This window comes from Dyella sp. OK004 (assembly GCF_900114495.1).
GTDB lineage: Bacteria > Pseudomonadota > Gammaproteobacteria > Xanthomonadales > Rhodanobacteraceae > Dyella_D.
Map to the genome: position 1 here is coordinate 1,430,231 of NZ_FOZI01000001.1, position 15,414 is coordinate 1,445,644.

Below are 15,414 nucleotides of genomic sequence, written 5' to 3' on the forward strand. Positions count from 1 at the left end.
TGTCCGACATGACCTACATGACGTCCAGCAGGAGATATTTCTCGAGGATTCGCCTGTGGATGGTGCAACTTATTGATTTTTAACAATCTTTATTGCGGCGCTGCGTCTTGTCTCCAGGCGCCCTATCGGGTTACGCTCAACGATCCCCCGCGTACCTTTGTGCGTGAAACCTTACACGAGGACTGCCATGAAGCACGTTCCCCTGATCAAAATGCTTGCCGGTGCTGCGCTTGCGCTGACCCTGGCTAGCAGCCCGGTCATCGCGAAAGACAGCAACGCTTCCAAGGACAAGAAGGAAGCGCTGTACCCGAACGCGACGCGCACCGAGCCGAAGCTGGACCTCACCAGCGAGAAAGATCAGAAGGCCCTGAACGAAGGCCTCGACGCAGTCAACGCGCAGGAGAAGGACAAAGCCGTCCAGGTTCTCCAGCCGATCATCGACAGCAGCAAGAGCAAGTATGCCCAGGCTCTCGCCCTGCAAGGCTTGGCCAACCTGCACTACAACGATGGCGATGTGAAGGGCGCCATCGATCTGCTCAAGCGCTCGCTCGACAACGGCACCATGCCGAACGACACCTACTTCCAGCTGCAGTACATGCTTGCGCAGTTCTATCTGGCCAACGAGCAATACCAGCCCGCCATCGACACGCTTACCAAATGGCGTACCGAGGGCAAGAAGGAAACCGCCGAGTCGTACGCTCTCGAGGGCAACGCGTACTACCGCCTTGAGAAGTACCCGCAGGCGATCGCAGCGATCAAGAAGGCACAGTCGCTCACCGACAAGCCGAACGACAGCTGGAACCAGATCCTGATGGCCAGCTATGCCGAATCCGGTCAGGGTGATCAGGCCGCCCAGCTGGCACAGCAGCAGCTCGCTGCCAACCCGAATGATTCCACTGCGCTCAACAACGCTGTGGCCGTCCTGATGCAGTCGCAGAAGTATCCGGAAGCGATCCAGTTGATGGAGAAGGGCAAGGCTGCTGGCGCGTTCAAGACTGAGAAGGATTACGTCAACCTCGCCAAGCTCTACCTGGTCACCGGCCAGGAAAGCTCGGATCCCAAGGTAAATGCCAACAAGGCGGTTGCAACGCTGGAAGAGGGCATGAGCAAGGGCGTGGTGCCTTCCAGCTACGACAACTACAAGCTGCTTGGTGATGCCGCCTACGTGGCGGATAGCCCGAGCAAGGCGATCCAGGCCTATCAGAAGGCCATGCCCATGGCGAAGGATGGCGAAGCTGCCGTCCGCGCTGGGCAGCTACTGCTGAGTGAGAACAAATACAGCGACGCCAAGACGCTGATCCAGCAAGGCATCGACAAGGGCGTGCAGCGCAAAGGCACCGCCTACATGCTGCTGGCCGAAGCTTGCCGCGGGCTCAAGGACAAGCCGGGCGCGATCGCAGCCATGCAAAAAGCTGCGCAGGATCCTGATACGGCCGCCAAAGCAAAGGCATGGCTGAAACAGGCGCAGGCAGGAGCCGGCAAGTAGTTCGCACGTGGCGATTGCAAGGCTGCCGAATGGCGCAGATAGACGTCCATTTATCTGCCCCTCAGGTGCTATACAAACGCCATGTGCTGTTGTACCGTTGAAACCTTTCCGTGCTCGTGTCCAGTGGCAAATGTCATCCCTCGGGATGGATCTGCCGCCAAGCGTCGTGACCACGTCTCATCGATTGTCTAGCTCCAGATAGTGACAGATGGCCTCAAGTAACGAAGCAACCGGCCAAGGGCCGTTCAATTGGAGGCGTACCTGGGCGCTGGCTGTTGCCATCGCGCTGCATGCTTTCGCGTTCTTGTTGCTGGTGGCGCCAATGGCACCGCCGAAGCAGGAGCAGAAGCAGAAGGAACGCATTGTCCAGGTGAATTTCATCGAGCCGCCGCCGCCGCCTCCCCCGCCGCCGCCGCCGCCGCCGGAACCACCGAAGCAGCCGCCGCCGAAAATCATTCAGCAGGTCAAGCCGCCGCCGACTCCGCCGCCGCCGGCTCCGCCGCCGGCTGTCGAGGAAGCGTCGACGAATGCGATCCCGGCACCGCCGCCCGCACCGCCTGCTCCCCCGGCTCCGCCTGCGGATATCACCGCCAGTCAGGACATCAGCTACAACAGCCGTATTCAGCCCAAGTATCCGCCGCAGGCTATTCGCCAGCGTCACGAGGGCACGGTAACCCTGATGATCTTGGTCGGCGTCGATGGCTCGCCCAAGGACATCAAGGTGGAAACGTCCAGCGGTTACCGTGAGCTGGATCAGGCTGCGGTTGAAACGGCACGTAAGTGGCGCTTCAATCCGAACATCAGGAACGGGCAGAAGACCGAGGGTTATGTGCGCGTTCCGGTCAACTTCAATCTCAATCAGCTGTAATTTCGGTTACAGACCCAGTTCACGCTTGACTTTCCAAGGGTAGCGTTATGTTCCAACAGACTCCTTCTCCGACCCCGGGCGCGGGCGGTACCACGAACGCCGAAGCCATGAAGTCGATGGGCTTCGACCATCTCATCCACAACTTCGACTTCCTTGGTTGGATCGTCTTCGTTGTGTTGGTGGTGATGTCCTTCGCCTCCTGGTACTTCATCATCGCCAACGCCATTCGCAACACGATGGTTCGCGGCCGTGCCGACAAAGTTATCAATGGCTTCTGGAGCACCGGCTCCACTCAGGACGCCATCCGTGAGCTGGAAGCCCAGCCCAAGGGCGAACCCTTCTCGAAGATCGCTCTGGATGCCGCTTCTGCTGTGGCCCATCACCAGCAGGCTTCCGCCGGCGGTGGCCGCTTGGCAGAGTCGCTGAGCCGCTCCGAGTTCATCGATCGCGCCCTGCGCCAAGCCGTGGCTCGCGAGAGCCTGCGCCTCGAAGGCGGCCTGACCCTGCTCGCCACGGTCGGTTCGTCGGCACCGTTCATCGGTCTGCTCGGTACCGTGTGGGGCATCTACCACGCCCTGATCAAGATCTCGGCTACGGGCAACGCGTCGATGGAAGCGGTGGCTGGCCCGGTGGGTGAGGCGCTGATCATGACCGCGTTCGGTCTGTTCACTGCGATCCCGGCCGTGCTCGCGTACAACTTCTTCAACCGTTCGAATCGCCTGACCTACGCCCAGTTCGACGAGTTCGCGCATGACCTGCACGACTTCTTCGCCACCGGCGCTCGCGTCGAAGGCAAGTGAGGGATTGACCCATGGCGATGAGCACTGGAGACAGTTCCGGCGGTCCGATGTCGGAAATCAACGTCACGCCGCTCGTCGACGTGATGCTGGTGCTGTTGATCATCTTCATGATCACCGCGCCACTGATGTCCCATCGGATCACCGTCGAATTGCCGACCGCGAATCCGAAGGTTGTAGATACGGAGCAGGTCGAGCCCATGGATCTGGCCGTCAAGCCGGATGGCAGCATGTACCTCAATGACGTCGAAGTCACTGAGGCCGAGCTGAAGGCTCAGTTTGCGGTTGCGGCGGCGAAGTCGCCGCAACCGGAGCTGCAGATCCGTGCCGACAAGACGACGGAGTACAAGATCGTGCGTAAGATCCTTGGCAGCGCCAAGGAGCAAGGCATGGTCCATGTCGGTTTCATCACGACCGGCAAGGAGTAAGCAGTCATGGCATTCAGTTCTGGAAGCGGCAAGGGGCCGATGGCGGATATCAACGTCACGCCGCTCGTCGACGTGATGCTGGTGCTGCTGATCATCTTCATGATCACGGCTCCCATCCTGACGCACAAAGTGAAGATCGACCTTCCGCAGCCGAACCCGAACGTGGTTCAGCCGGAAAACCCGCCGGATCCGATCCGTCTCAAGATCGACCAGTCGGGCGCGCTGTACTGGAATGACACACCGGTCGACGAGCTGGGCCTCAAGGCACAGATCGCGGTGATTGCCAGCCAGTCCAACCAGCCCGAACTGCAGATCAATGCGGACGATGGCGTGGCTTACGAGCATGTGGCCCGAGTCCTGGCCGAAGCGAAGAGCTACGGCCTGACCAAGATCGGCTTTACGGAAGGCCAATGATCCCCTTGCGGATCAATGCAACGCTACCCGCAAAAACCCCCGCTTCGGCGGGGGTTTTTGTTTGGGTCGATTTGCTCGGTTTGGCCGTCCATACGGCCAATGGGAAAACGCGGGCTCGGTGTGCGTATGCAGCGCGGTGGATGCTTAGCGCAGGATCTGCAGATAGTTACGCACCGTAGTAGCTAGCCCTTCGTAAAGGGCTTCACCAATCAGTGCATGGCCGATCGATACCTCGGCAAGGCCAGGAATGGCGGCGCGGAACGTGCCCAGGTTTGCCTGACTCAGGTCATGTCCGGCATTGACGGCGAGACCAGCTTGCTGGGCCCGACGAGCCGTTTCGGCGCACTGTGCGAGTACCTCCCGCGCATCGCCTTCCGCGAACGCATGCGCATAAGGCCCCGTATAAATCTCGATACGCTGCACGCCGATAGCCGCCGCTTGCTCGAATCCCTCCGCACCGGCATCAACGAACAGACTCACGCGGCAGCCAATCTCCCGCAACTCGTCGACCAACGGGCGCAACCGCTCGATGTCGTTCCGCAGATCGAAGCCATGATCGGACGTGATCTGACCATCGCCATCCGGTACCAACGTCACCTGCGTGGGCTTCACCTCGCGAGCAAAAGCGATAAGGCCCGGATAGCTGCCTCGCGCCGGCGCGAAGGGATTTCCTTCGATGTTGTACTCCACGCGGCCGCGCAGCATGGCTGCCAGTGTGCGGACGTCGTCCGGGCGCACATGGCGCTGATCGGGCCGCGGATGCACGGTGATGCCGCCGCAACCGGCTTCGATGCAGGTCTGCGCAGCTTGAATGATGCTCGGCTCATCGCCGCCACGCGAATTGCGCAGCACAGCGATCTTGTTGAGATTGACGCTCAGCAGGGTCATAGGCACATCGACAGGCGTGAAGGGATGTCGCGGCGGGAAGTTATGACGTCAGGCAGCCCGCCGGTGGACAGGACTAACAACATTGCGCTGATCACGCCGCCGGAGCAAGTGTCCGCAGGCGGATCGTGCGCGGACCACCGCGCCAGGCGATGCTCCCCACATGCACATCGTCCAGGTTCAAGCGATGCAGTTGCCAATGCGCCGGCAGCTCACCGTCGAGGAATCGCAATGCCAGTTGGTCGGCGCGGCTACCGATGCTCAGCCGGTGAAGACCAAAGGCCAGCCCGCGGCCCGTTGCCTTCAAGACGGCTTCCTTGGCGGTCCACAGTTGCAGAAAGGCTGCATCCCGCGCCGCGGGTTCCAACGCAGTAAGCGCTACGAATTCATCGGCACTGAAATACCGCTCGGCTATCGCCAGCGCGCGCGGCCGGGCCCGCAGCCGCTCCAGATCCACGCCGGGTTCGACGCCCCGCGCGATCGCAAACAGCGCCTGGTCGCTGCTGTGCGTCCAATTGAAATGAAGGTCGGGATCGTGCGGCGTTTCCAAGCTGGGGCGACCATAGGCGCCAGCACCCAGCCGGATGGCATCCGCCGTGCACCCCAGGTAGGCAGCCAGCAACATATGGAACGGCGCACGACCCTGGTGATGGTCGTAGTCAAGCCGCCATACGTGTATCTCGTCATCGTGCAAGGGCTCTGCTACTTTCGCTGGAGCCTGGCCGTCGGTCGTCATAGGGCGACATGGTGCCGGCCGGGGAAGGATCGAACAAGCGTGCCGACCATCAGATAGCCGGCAGCTTGCAAGCAAGACGAGACGCAAGGGAACGCCCATTACGGGAGAACCGCATTTGATCGCCGGCTGGCTGCTGTTGCTCGTGTCGCTGCTCTACGTCGGCCTGTTGTTTGTAGTGGCCTACGCCGGCGACCGGCGACCGCTGTATCCGCGACAACCCCGCCTGCGCCCGATCGTCTACAGCCTCGCGCTGGCCGTGTACTGCTCCTCCTGGACCTTCTATGGCGCCGTAGGCACGGCGGCGCGCGAAGGTCTCGCCTATCTGCCGATCTATCTCGGCCCAGCGCTGCTGTTCGTATTCGGCTTCGGCCTCATGCGTCGCCTGACGCTGATAGCCAGGCAGCGCAACATCACTTCGATTGCGGATTTCATCGGCGCGCGTTTCGGCAAGTCACACGGGCTAGCCGCCGCGGTGGCTCTGATCGCGGTGATCGCCGTGGTGCCGTATCTGGCCTTGCAGTTCAAAGCAGTGTCGATGTCGTATGCCGCGCTCGGCGGTGGCGCCTCGCAGTTCGGTGATAGTGCGATGTGGTGCGCGATCCTGCTGGCGACGTTCGCGATTCTATTCGGCACGCGCACCATCGACGCGACCGAACACCATCACGGCATGATGCTGGCGATCGCGCTGGAATCGCTGATCAAACTGGCCACTTTCGTTGCGTTGGCCGTGTATGCGCTTTGGCACGGGCCGGGTCTCGAAGCCACCATCCAGCTGCCGGTGAAGCAGTACGCGCAAGGTATTTCCCCGGGTTTTCTTGCGCAGACGCTGCTCGCGTTCTGTGCCATGTTCTGCCTGCCGCGGCAGTTCCAAATCGGCGTGGTGGAGTGCGAAGATCCAAACGATTTATATCGCGCCCGCTGGATGTTTCCCGTCTACATGCTGATCGTCAGTGTGGCGGTCATACCCATTGTGGCTGCCGGCCTGCATCTGCCGGCGGTCAGTAACGGCAACGCCGACGCCTGGGTGTTGAACCTGCCTTTGGCCCACGGTGATAGCGGCATGGCGCTGCTGGCCTTCCTCGGTGGCTTCTCCGCTGCGACGGGTATGGTGATCGTTGCCTCCGTCGCTCTGTCCACCATGATTAGCAACGACCTGGTAATGCCGGCGTTGCTGCGTATCCATCGGCTGCGTCTGGAACAGCGCGCCGATCTCTCGCAGTTGGTACTGTTGGTTCGCCGCATCGCGATCGTCGCTCTGGCCTCCATGGCGTACATCTATTACCGGGTCGTCGCCGATACGGCCAATCTCGCGGCAACGGGCTTGCTCGCTTTCGCAGCCGTCGCCCAGTTCGCTCCCGCCATCGTTTCAGCTTTGTATTGGCGCGGTGCAAGTCGCCGTGGTGTAGCCACGGGCTTGCTCGCAGGTTTCGGCGTATGGATTTACACCTTGCTGCTCCCCGCGATGCGGCCTAACGCAAGTTGGTTACAGGATGGGCCGCTGAGTCTGAGTTGGCTAAGACCGCAGGCGCTGTTTCACCTGAGTGGTTGGGACCCGGTGATGCACGGTACCTTTTGGTCCCTGCTAGTGAATGTGGGCTGCCTTGTCTTCATCTCGCTGCGATTCCGCCCCAGCCTGGAAGAACGACTGCACGCCGCGATGTTTATCGAGCCCTACGCGGTGGATCGCAGCGGTGTCGGTGATTGGCGCGGTCGCGTCATGGTCGGCGATCTGCGCACCATCGCCGAGCGCATCGTGGGTGAACGCAGCAGCCAACGCGCCTTCGAGGAATACGGCGAGCGCAGGGGGAACCCGTTACAGCCCGGCGAAGCAGCTGATCGCGCATTGATTCAATACACCGAACGCCTGCTTGCTTCGGCGGTGGGTGCGGCGAGCGCCCGGCGCATCCTGATGGGCGCGTTGTCCGGCTCGGGTCTGGACATCGCCGAAGCAATGGCCTTGATGGATGAAGCCTCGCAGGAGCTGCGCTTCAATCGCGAACTGCTTTCCACCACACTGGAAAACGTCTCGCAAGGCATCAGCGTGGTCGATGCCGGTATGCGCCTCGTGGCGTGGAACCGTCGTTACCTGGAACTGTTCGATTATCCGGATGGCATGGTCTACGTCGGCGTGCCGGTCGCCGACATGATCCGCTGGAACGCCGAACACGGCGAATGCGGCCCGGGCGAAGTCGAGGCGCACGTGGCCAAGCGCATCGGCTACATGCGTGCCGGTTCGCCGCATTTGTTCCAGCGCATACGTCCCGACGGCACGGTCATCGAAATGCGTGGCCGTGCATTGCCAGGCGGCGGCTACGTCACCACGTACACCGATGTAACCGCGTACAAACATGCCGAACAGGCGCTGATCGAAGCCAACGAAACGCTAGAGCAACGCGTCGATCAACGCACGGCCGAACTGAGCGAAGCACTTACCGCCACTGCACATGCGCGACGCGAGGCGGAAGCCGCTAACGTTTCCAAGACCCGCTTTCTCGCCGCGGCAAGCCACGACCTGCTGCAGCCCTTGAACGCAGCGCGATTGTTTACATCCGCACTGCGGCAGCATCCCGGCCTGGATCAGGAGGCCGGACAACTGGCGGAACGCATCGATGCTTCGTTCCGTGCCGCGGAAGATTTGCTCGATGCGTTGCTCGACACCTCGCGCCTGGATGCGGGTAGCTATCGCCCTGACATCGGCAGCTTCGCTCTCTCTGATCTGTTCGATTCACTCAAAGCACAATTTGCGGTCATCGCGGAGAAGCGCGGTCTGGGGCTACGCATGGCTTCGACCAGGCTTGCCGTACGCAGTGATCCACAACTGTTGCGCCGCATCCTGCAGAACTTTATTTCCAATGCGTTGCGCTACACGCAGCATGGTGGCGTGCTGCTCGGTGCGCGACGCGTAGGTAATGAAGTGCGTATCGAGGTGTGGGACACGGGTCCCGGCATCGCCGAAGAACAACGCGCGCGCATCTTCGATGAATTCCAGCGCCTGGATCGCCCATCTCCCTGGGGCGAAAAAGGCCTGGGACTGGGCCTGTCGATCTGCGATCGCATCGCGCATATTCTCGATCATCGCCTGGAGCTCGAGTCTCGCGTAGGACACGGCAGCCGCTTTGCGGTCGTTGTCCCGCGCGTGGCAGCGGTGGCACCACGGCGCCGCATCGTTGCGCCGCCGGCCGCATCGACCGAGCAGCTACCGCTGGTCGTGCTTTGCCTGGACAACGACGCCGCCATCCTCGATGGCATGCGTGCCTTGTTGCAACGCTGGGGCGTGGACTGCCGCGTCGCGCTGGATGTGCAGCAGGCGCAGGAGGAGCTGAAGAAAGGCGGCATCGATCTCATCCTTGCGGACTACCATCTCAGCGACGACATGAATGGTTTGCAGGCGTTGCAGTACTTGCGTGGGGTGATCGGCGAACTGCCACCGGTGGCAATGATCACCGCTGATGGCAGCAGCGAATTGAAGCAGCGTGCACGGCTGCTCGGCTATCCCCTGTTGCACAAGCCAGTGCGTCCGGCCGCGTTGCGCGCTTTGCTCAGCGCACGCCTTCGCAAGCAAGCCACTGCGTAGAAACGCGTCTTACTCTTCGTCGTCAGGCAACGGCTGCAACGCGGTGGGATCGACGGCGAGTTGGCTTGCCGCCAGTGCAACCTGCGTGCGGTTGTTCACCCCGAGCTTGCGCATGATCGCCGTCATGTGCGCCTTCACCGTGGCCTCGGAAACACCAAGGTCATACGCGATCTGCTTGTTGAGCAGACCTTCCGCGATCATGGTCAGTACGCGGAACTGCTGTGGCGTCAGCGATGCCACGCGAGCGGCGATGTCCTCTTCATCCGCTTTGAGCCCGGTACCGCCATCGCCGATCAAGGCGTGCGGCAGCCAGACATCGCCATCGAGCACGGTGCGGATGGCCTGCACGATCTCATCGCCGGAACTGGATTTCGGGATGTACGCCAAGGCGCCATGGGCGAGTGCGCGCCGTGCCACCTGCGCTTCCTCGTGGCCCGACACCACAATGGTCGGCAGCCCCGGATACTGGCCGCGGATATGCGCGAGTGCGGAGTAGCCACGCGCGCCCGGCATATGCAGATCGAGCAGCAGCAAGTCGGCCTCGGGGTATTGCTCCACCAGGGACAGCAGGCTGTGCACGCTATCCGCGCAATGCACCTTCGACTGCGGCAACGCGCTAAGCACCGCGCGCTGCAGGGCATCGCGGAACAGCGGATGGTCGTCGGCGATCAGGACATCGGACATGGATGGCTTCGATTTGCTGTAGGAGCGCACCCTGTGCGCGAACGGCGTTGCGATGGAAGAGCATCGCGCACAGGGTGCGCTCCTACGGGTGACTATTTGATCAGGCGTTCGTCCACCAGGTTCTTCACCACGCTCGGATCTGCGAGTGTGGAGATGTCGCCAAGCTGGTCAGGCTGGTTCTCGCCGATCTTGCGCAGGATACGGCGCATGATCTTGCCCGAGCGGGTTTTGGGCAGGCCCGGTGCCCATTGCAGGTAATCCGGCGTGGCGATCGGTCCGATCTCCTTGCGCACCCAGGCAATCAACTCCTTGCGCAATTCGTCGCTACCTTGCTCGCCAGCGATCAGCGTGACGTAGGCATAGATGCCCTGTCCCTTGATCTCATGCGGGCAACCAACCACGGCAGCCTCGGCGACCTTGGGATGCGCCACCAACGCACTCTCCACTTCGGCCGTACCGATGCGATGGCCACTGACGTTGATCACGTCGTCCACGCGGCCGGTGATCCAGTAATAGCCGTCCTCGTCGCGGCGCACACCGTCGCCGGTGAAATAGTTGCCGGGGTAGGCGGTGAAATAGGTTTCGATAAAACGCTGATGATCGCCATACACCGTGCGCATCTGGCCCGGCCAGGAATCGGTGATGACCAGATTGCCTTCGGTGGCACCTTCCAGCAGCCCGCCGCCAGCATCGACCACCGCCGGCTTGATGCCGAAGAACGGTTTGGTCGCCGAACCCGGCTTGGCGTCGATGGCGCCGGCCAACGGGGTGATCAGGATGCCGCCGGTCTCGGTCTGCCACCAGGTGTCCACGATGGGGCAGCGCTCATCACCGACCACGCGGTAGTACCACTCCCACGCTTCCGGATTGATCGGCTCGCCCACTGAGCCAAGCAGGCGCAGGCTGGCGCGTGAGCATTTCTTCACCGGTGCTTCGCCCTCGCGCATCAGCGCGCGGATCGCGGTGGGTGCGGTGTAGAACAGCGACACCTTGTGCTTGTCCACCACCTGCCAGAAGCGGCTGGTGTCGGGGTAGTTCGGTACGCCATCGAACATCACCGTGGTCGCGCCGTTCGCCAGCGGGCCGTACACCACATAACTATGGCCGGTGACCCAGCCCACGTCGGCTGTGCACCAGTACACGTCGTCTTCGCGCAGGTCGAACACCAGTTCGTGCGTGTAGCTGGCGTACACCAGGTAACCGCCCGAGGTGTGCAGCACGCCCTTTGGCTTGCCGGTGGAGCCGGAGGTGTAAAGGATGAACAGCGGATGCTCGGCTTCCACCGGCGTCGGCGGGCAGTCGGCCGACTGGCCTTCCATCAGCGTGTGGTAGTAACGGTCGCGCGGCGACTGCATTGGCACGGCGCTGCCGGTACGGCGCACCACGATTACGGTTTCCACGCTGTTGGTGCCGGGGCGTTCCAGCGCCGCGTCCACATTGGTCTTGAGCGGGATCTTCTTGCCGCCGCGCAAACCTTCGTCGGCCGTCACGACGACCCTGGCCGTGGAGTCGGCGATGCGTCCAGCCAGTGAGTCCGGCGAGAAGCCGCCGAACACCACCGAGTGCACGGCGCCGATGCGCGCGCAGGCCAGCATCGTCACCGCCGCTTCCGGAATCATCGGCATATAGATGGCTACGCGGTCGCCCTTGGTCACACCCAGGTTCTTTAGCGTGTTAGCGAACTTGCACACTTCCGCGTGCAGCTGGCGATAGGTGATGTGGCGCGATTCGCCGGGGTCGTCGCCCTCGAAGATGATCGCGGTCTTGTCGCCGCGCGTAGCCAGATGCCGGTCCAGGCAGTTCGCCGAAACGTTGAGCTCGCCATCTTCGTACCAGCGGATATGCAGGTCCTTCGGGTCGAAGGAGACGTTCTTGATCTTGCTTGGTGCCTTGCTCCAGTCCAGCCGCTTACCAACGCCAGCCCAGAAGGCCTCCGGATCGCGCACGGATTCCGCATACAGCCGTTCGTAGTCGTCCTTGCGGACATGGGCCTTGGCGGCGAACTCGGGCTTGACGGGGTAGAGCTTGGACATGGGGGGCTCCTGCTGGCCGGCCATCCGGCAGCCTTGGTCGTTGAATGCCGCGGCAAAACCCTTTGCCAGGCGACGTGACCACCGAGTGTAGCGAAAGCCCGGCAAACCCGACGCGACGGCCGCGCTTCGACTTTGGTCGAGGTTCGACCAATGGGGAATAGGCGCCCGCAACGCAGCATCACCATGCTCCGCCGAGGTATAGCCTGGGGAGGCAAGCACTATGGTTCTCACACGTTACGGTAATCGCCATACGGCGATCGTTCTTGCTATCGCCGCTGCACTGGCGTTGCCCATGGGCGCGCATGCCGCGCAAAAAACCAAGACAACGGCAAACCAGAGCACCCGCGAAAAACAGCTTGAATCGCGCGTCACCCAGCTGGAACAGGAGCTGGCCGAACTCAAAAGCATGATCCAGGAGCAGAAGACCGCAACCACGCAGGCGGCCCAGACGGCGCAGACCGCCCAGGCGACTGCCGAGGCCACCTCGGTCAAGGTGGCGGCGGCGAAAACCGCTATGGAAACCAAACCGACGTTCACCACCGCTCCGGGGGTGTCGGTCGCATTCCACGGCTTCATCAATGCCACTGCGTTTGGCCAGGACAAGACCTTCACTTATGGCAATGGCCAGAACGCTGAGATTCCGGCGGTGCCAGCCAAGGCCAACTCCGGTTCGCTCAGCGGCGTCGATGTGCGCAACACGCGCTTCTGGCTCGACTTCACCGGTGCCAAGTTCAATGAGAACTGGGGCGGCGGCGGCCGCATCGAAATGGACTTCTTCGGCGGCTTCAATGGCACCGGCGCTTACGCGCAGCAACAGCCCATTCCGCGCCTGCGCCAGGCCTATATGGACCTGACCAACCCGAATACCGGCAGCACCATCCGCATCGGCCAACAGTGGGATCTGATGTTCCCGCTGGACAACGTGCCGACCTCGCTCTCGCACATCGCCTTCCCGCTGGGCTTCGGTTCCGGCTTCGTCGGCTGGCGCTATCCGGGTGTGGTGTGGATGCAGGATCTCAACCACGGTTCCGACGGTCCCAAGTGGCGGTTGGATGTGGGCGCCTTCGAAGGCAACTGGAGTGGCCCGAACCCGACCGGTGGCACCAACACCATCAACTATCTGACCGCCGGCAACGCGCACTTCCAGCCGCAGGTCGAAGCGCGCCTGCGCGTGGCGGACAAGAACTGGCTGGCGTACTTCGTGGCGCACTACGCCTCGCTGGATCTCAAGGGTGTGAACAACTCCTTCCCAACGCCGATCAAGGACAGCATCAAGAGCGTCGGCTACGAAGTGGGTGGCCAGTGGAAACCCGGACCCTGGACGTTCAAGGGCTTGCTCTACGCCGGCAACGGCCTGGGCCAGATCTTCGGTGCCATGTCGCAGTTCGGCGATATCAGCGAGGCGGGCGGCTTCCTGCAGGCGGGCTACAACTTCACGCCGAAGTGGAGCCTCAACGCGTTCTACTCGCTGAGCAAACCGAACCGCGACGACGTGGTCCGCTGGGTCGCCACTACGCCGACCTCCAATGCATTGTTGAAGGATCAGCAGGCGGCACTGAGCCTGCAGTACGCCTCCGGCGCTTACGAACTGGGCATCGAGTGGATGTACGACGTGCTCAATTACCAGACCGGCCCCACCGGCGAGCGCAAGAGCATCAACGGCAATCAGGTCAGCCTCAACGCGCTGTACAAGTTCTGAGCTATCGCGGCGGTGCACGGGAGTGCGCCGCCGCTCTTCGTTTCAGGGACGAGCGCGTCTCCTGCCGCGATCGCCTTTGCGGGTGTCGGGCAGTCTCACTATCAGTAGGGGAGCATCATGGCTACAACTGCAACGGACGCCCGCGGCCCGCTCGACGTCAGCCACCGACGGGTGGTGCTGGCTTCCAGTCTCGGCACGGTTTTCGAATGGTACGACTTCTATCTTTACGGGTCGCTCGCGGTCCTGATCGGCAAGCATTTCTTCTCCGGCCTTAATGAGACCAGCGGCTTTATCTTCGCGCTGCTCGCTTTCGCCGCGGGTTTCGCGGTGCGTCCATTCGGCGCCATCGTGTTCGGCCGCCTGGGTGATCTGATCGGCCGCAAATACACCTTCCTCATCACCATCATCATCATGGGTCTGTCGACCTTTCTGGTCGGTGTGTTGCCCAGCTATTCGTCGGTAGGCCTGATTGCGCCGGTGCTGTTGATTGCCTTGCGCCTGTTGCAAGGCCTGGCGCTGGGTGGCGAGTACGGCGGCGCGGCTACCTATGTCGCCGAGCATGCACCGGACGGCAAGCGTGGCCTGTACACCAGCTTCATCCAGATCACCGCGACCTTCGGTCTTTTCCTGTCGCTGCTGGTGATTCTCGGCACACGCCTGAGCCTGGGCGATGCGAGTTTCGAAGCCTGGGGCTGGCGCATTCCGTTCCTGATTTCCTCGGTGCTGGTGGCGGTGTCGGTGTACATCCGCATGCAGTTGCAGGAATCGCCGGTGTTTCAGCAGATGAAGGCCGAGGGTAAGCAGTCCAAGGCGCCGCTGACCGAAGCCTTCGGCCAATGGAAGAACCTCAAGCTGGTGATCCTGGCCTTGCTCGGTGCCACCGCTGGTCAGGCCGTGGTGTGGTACACGGGCCAGTTCTATGCGCTGTACTTCCTGACCCAGAGTCTGAAGATAGACACGACGACAGCGAACCTATTGATTGCAGGCGCGCTGTTGATCGGGACGCCTTTCTTTGTGTTCTTTGGCTGGTTGTCGGACCACATTGGCCGCAAGCCCATCGTGCTGGCCGGCTGCCTGATTGCCGCGCTGACTTATTTCCCGATCTTCAAAGGGATTACCCACTACGGCAACCCGGCGATTGAGAGCGCCGCCGCCAGCTCGCCGGTGACAGTGATCGCCGATCCGAACAAGTGCAGCTTCCAGTTCGATCCGGTGGGCAAGAGCAAATTCACCAGTTCCTGCGACGTGGCGAAAACCGTTCTGGCGAAGCGGGGCATTCCATACAAGAACGAGGCCGCGCCGGCCGGTGCCGTTGCTCAGGTGAAGGTTGGCGATCATGTGCTCGATTCGTTCGAGGGCGGTGCGCTCGACGGCGCTGCATTTGCCGCGCAGAGCAAGACCTTCGGCACCACCGTAGGTGCGGCGCTGAAGGAGGCCGGCTATCCGGAGAAAGCCGACCCCGCGCAGTCGAACTACCCGATGCTGGTGGTGCTGCTGGCGATCCTGGTGCTCTACGTCACCATGGTCTACGGCCCCATCGCCGCATGGCTGGTGGAGATGTTCCCCACCCGTATCCGCTACACCTCGATGAGTCTGCCGTATCACATCGGCAACGGCTGGTTCGGCGGCTTCGTACCGACCATCGGCTTCATGCTGGTCGCGTGGAAGGGCGATATCTACTACGGGCTGTGGTACCCGATCATCGTCGCCATCGGCACGTTCTTTATCGGCTTGCTGTTCCTGCGCGAAACCAAGGACGTGAATATCCGGCAGTGACGCTGTAACCCACGTGCTACGACAAAGCGCAGCT

Annotated in this window: 12 protein-coding genes; 8 read left to right on the forward strand and 4 right to left on the reverse strand. The window is 62.0% G+C overall.

All coding sequences use genetic code 11. From position 1 onward, the window contains the following. Positions 1–187: 187 nt before the first annotated feature. The 5 genes from BM338_RS06250 (at position 188) to BM338_RS06270 (ending at position 3,993) form a co-directional block, all read left to right on the forward strand. Positions 188–1,486, forward strand: a complete 1,299-nt coding sequence (locus tag BM338_RS06250) for a tetratricopeptide repeat protein (protein ID WP_177229239.1) — start codon at positions 188–190, stop codon at positions 1,484–1,486. A gap of 208 nt (positions 1,487–1,694) precedes the next feature. Then, positions 1,695–2,354: an energy transducer TonB gene (locus BM338_RS06255; protein ID WP_090449924.1), complete on the forward strand. Its 660-nt coding sequence runs from the start codon at positions 1,695–1,697 to the stop codon at positions 2,352–2,354. A gap of 47 nt (positions 2,355–2,401) precedes the next feature. Further along, the gene (locus BM338_RS06260) at positions 2,402–3,154 is read left to right on the forward strand and encodes a MotA/TolQ/ExbB proton channel family protein (protein WP_090449925.1); all 753 of its coding nucleotides are present in this window, start codon (positions 2,402–2,404) and stop codon (positions 3,152–3,154) included. Positions 3,155–3,165: 11 nt separating this feature from the next. Continuing rightward, on the forward strand, positions 3,166–3,579 hold the full coding sequence (locus tag BM338_RS06265) for an ExbD/TolR family protein (RefSeq protein WP_090449926.1): 414 nt from the start codon (positions 3,166–3,168) through the stop codon (positions 3,577–3,579). A gap of 6 nt (positions 3,580–3,585) precedes the next feature. Further along, positions 3,586–3,993, forward strand: coding sequence for an ExbD/TolR family protein (locus BM338_RS06270; RefSeq protein WP_090449927.1), 408 nt, complete (start codon positions 3,586–3,588; stop codon positions 3,991–3,993). A gap of 144 nt (positions 3,994–4,137) precedes the next feature. On the opposite strand, the gene BM338_RS06275 is transcribed toward BM338_RS06270, so the two are convergent. Beyond that, on the reverse strand, positions 4,138–4,881 hold the full coding sequence (locus tag BM338_RS06275; protein WP_090449928.1) for a pyridoxine 5'-phosphate synthase: 744 nt from the start codon (positions 4,879–4,881) through the stop codon (positions 4,138–4,140). 91 nt (positions 4,882–4,972) lie between these two features. Next, entirely contained in the window at positions 4,973–5,572 is a 600-nt protein-coding gene (locus BM338_RS06280) for a 4'-phosphopantetheinyl transferase family protein (RefSeq protein WP_255367200.1), read from the reverse strand. Between the two features lie 157 nt (positions 5,573–5,729). Here BM338_RS06280 and BM338_RS06285 point away from each other — a divergent pair, with 157 nt between their 5' ends. Then, complete coding sequence (locus tag BM338_RS06285) at positions 5,730–9,188, forward strand: PAS domain-containing hybrid sensor histidine kinase/response regulator (RefSeq protein WP_177229240.1); 3,459 nt, start codon at positions 5,730–5,732, stop codon at positions 9,186–9,188. Between the two features lie 9 nt (positions 9,189–9,197). On the opposite strand, the gene BM338_RS06290 is transcribed toward BM338_RS06285, so the two are convergent. Together BM338_RS06290 and acs are read right to left on the reverse strand one after the other, a co-directional pair. Continuing rightward, complete coding sequence (locus BM338_RS06290; protein ID WP_090449930.1) at positions 9,198–9,872, reverse strand: response regulator transcription factor; 675 nt, start codon at positions 9,870–9,872, stop codon at positions 9,198–9,200. A 92-nt stretch (positions 9,873–9,964) separates the two neighbouring features. Further along, entirely contained in the window at positions 9,965–11,905 is a 1,941-nt protein-coding gene (gene acs / locus BM338_RS06295) for an acetate--CoA ligase (protein ID WP_090449931.1), read from the reverse strand. 220 nt (positions 11,906–12,125) lie between these two features. On the opposite strand from acs, the gene BM338_RS06300 reads away from it, so the two are divergent. Both BM338_RS06300 and BM338_RS06305 read left to right on the forward strand, forming a co-directional pair. Next, positions 12,126–13,604, forward strand: coding sequence for a hypothetical protein (locus BM338_RS06300; protein ID WP_090449932.1), 1,479 nt, complete (start codon positions 12,126–12,128; stop codon positions 13,602–13,604). Positions 13,605–13,721: 117 nt separating this feature from the next. Then, positions 13,722–15,380, forward strand: coding sequence for an MFS transporter (locus BM338_RS06305; RefSeq protein WP_090449933.1), 1,659 nt, complete (start codon positions 13,722–13,724; stop codon positions 15,378–15,380). Positions 15,381–15,414: the final 34 nt, after the last annotated feature.

Excerpts from the sequence above, each read along its gene's own strand:
- BM338_RS06250 (WP_177229239.1), top strand. The coding sequence starts at position 188 with ATGAAGCACGTTCCCCTGATCAAAATGCTTGCCGGTGCTGCGCTTGCG.
- BM338_RS06255 (WP_090449924.1), top strand. The coding sequence starts at position 1,695 with ATGGCCTCAAGTAACGAAGCAACCGGCCAAGGGCCGTTCAATTGGAGG.
- BM338_RS06260 (WP_090449925.1), top strand. The coding sequence starts at position 2,402 with ATGTTCCAACAGACTCCTTCTCCGACCCCGGGCGCGGGCGGTACCACG.
- BM338_RS06265 (WP_090449926.1), top strand. The coding sequence starts at position 3,166 with ATGGCGATGAGCACTGGAGACAGTTCCGGCGGTCCGATGTCGGAAATC.
- BM338_RS06270 (WP_090449927.1), top strand. The coding sequence starts at position 3,586 with ATGGCATTCAGTTCTGGAAGCGGCAAGGGGCCGATGGCGGATATCAAC.
- BM338_RS06275 (WP_090449928.1), bottom strand. The coding sequence starts at position 4,881 with ATGACCCTGCTGAGCGTCAATCTCAACAAGATCGCTGTGCTGCGCAAT.
- BM338_RS06290 (WP_090449930.1), bottom strand. The coding sequence starts at position 9,872 with ATGTCCGATGTCCTGATCGCCGACGACCATCCGCTGTTCCGCGATGCC.
- acs (WP_090449931.1), bottom strand. The coding sequence starts at position 11,905 with ATGTCCAAGCTCTACCCCGTCAAGCCCGAGTTCGCCGCCAAGGCCCAT.
- BM338_RS06300 (WP_090449932.1), top strand. The coding sequence starts at position 12,126 with ATGGTTCTCACACGTTACGGTAATCGCCATACGGCGATCGTTCTTGCT.
- BM338_RS06305 (WP_090449933.1), top strand. The coding sequence starts at position 13,722 with ATGGCTACAACTGCAACGGACGCCCGCGGCCCGCTCGACGTCAGCCAC.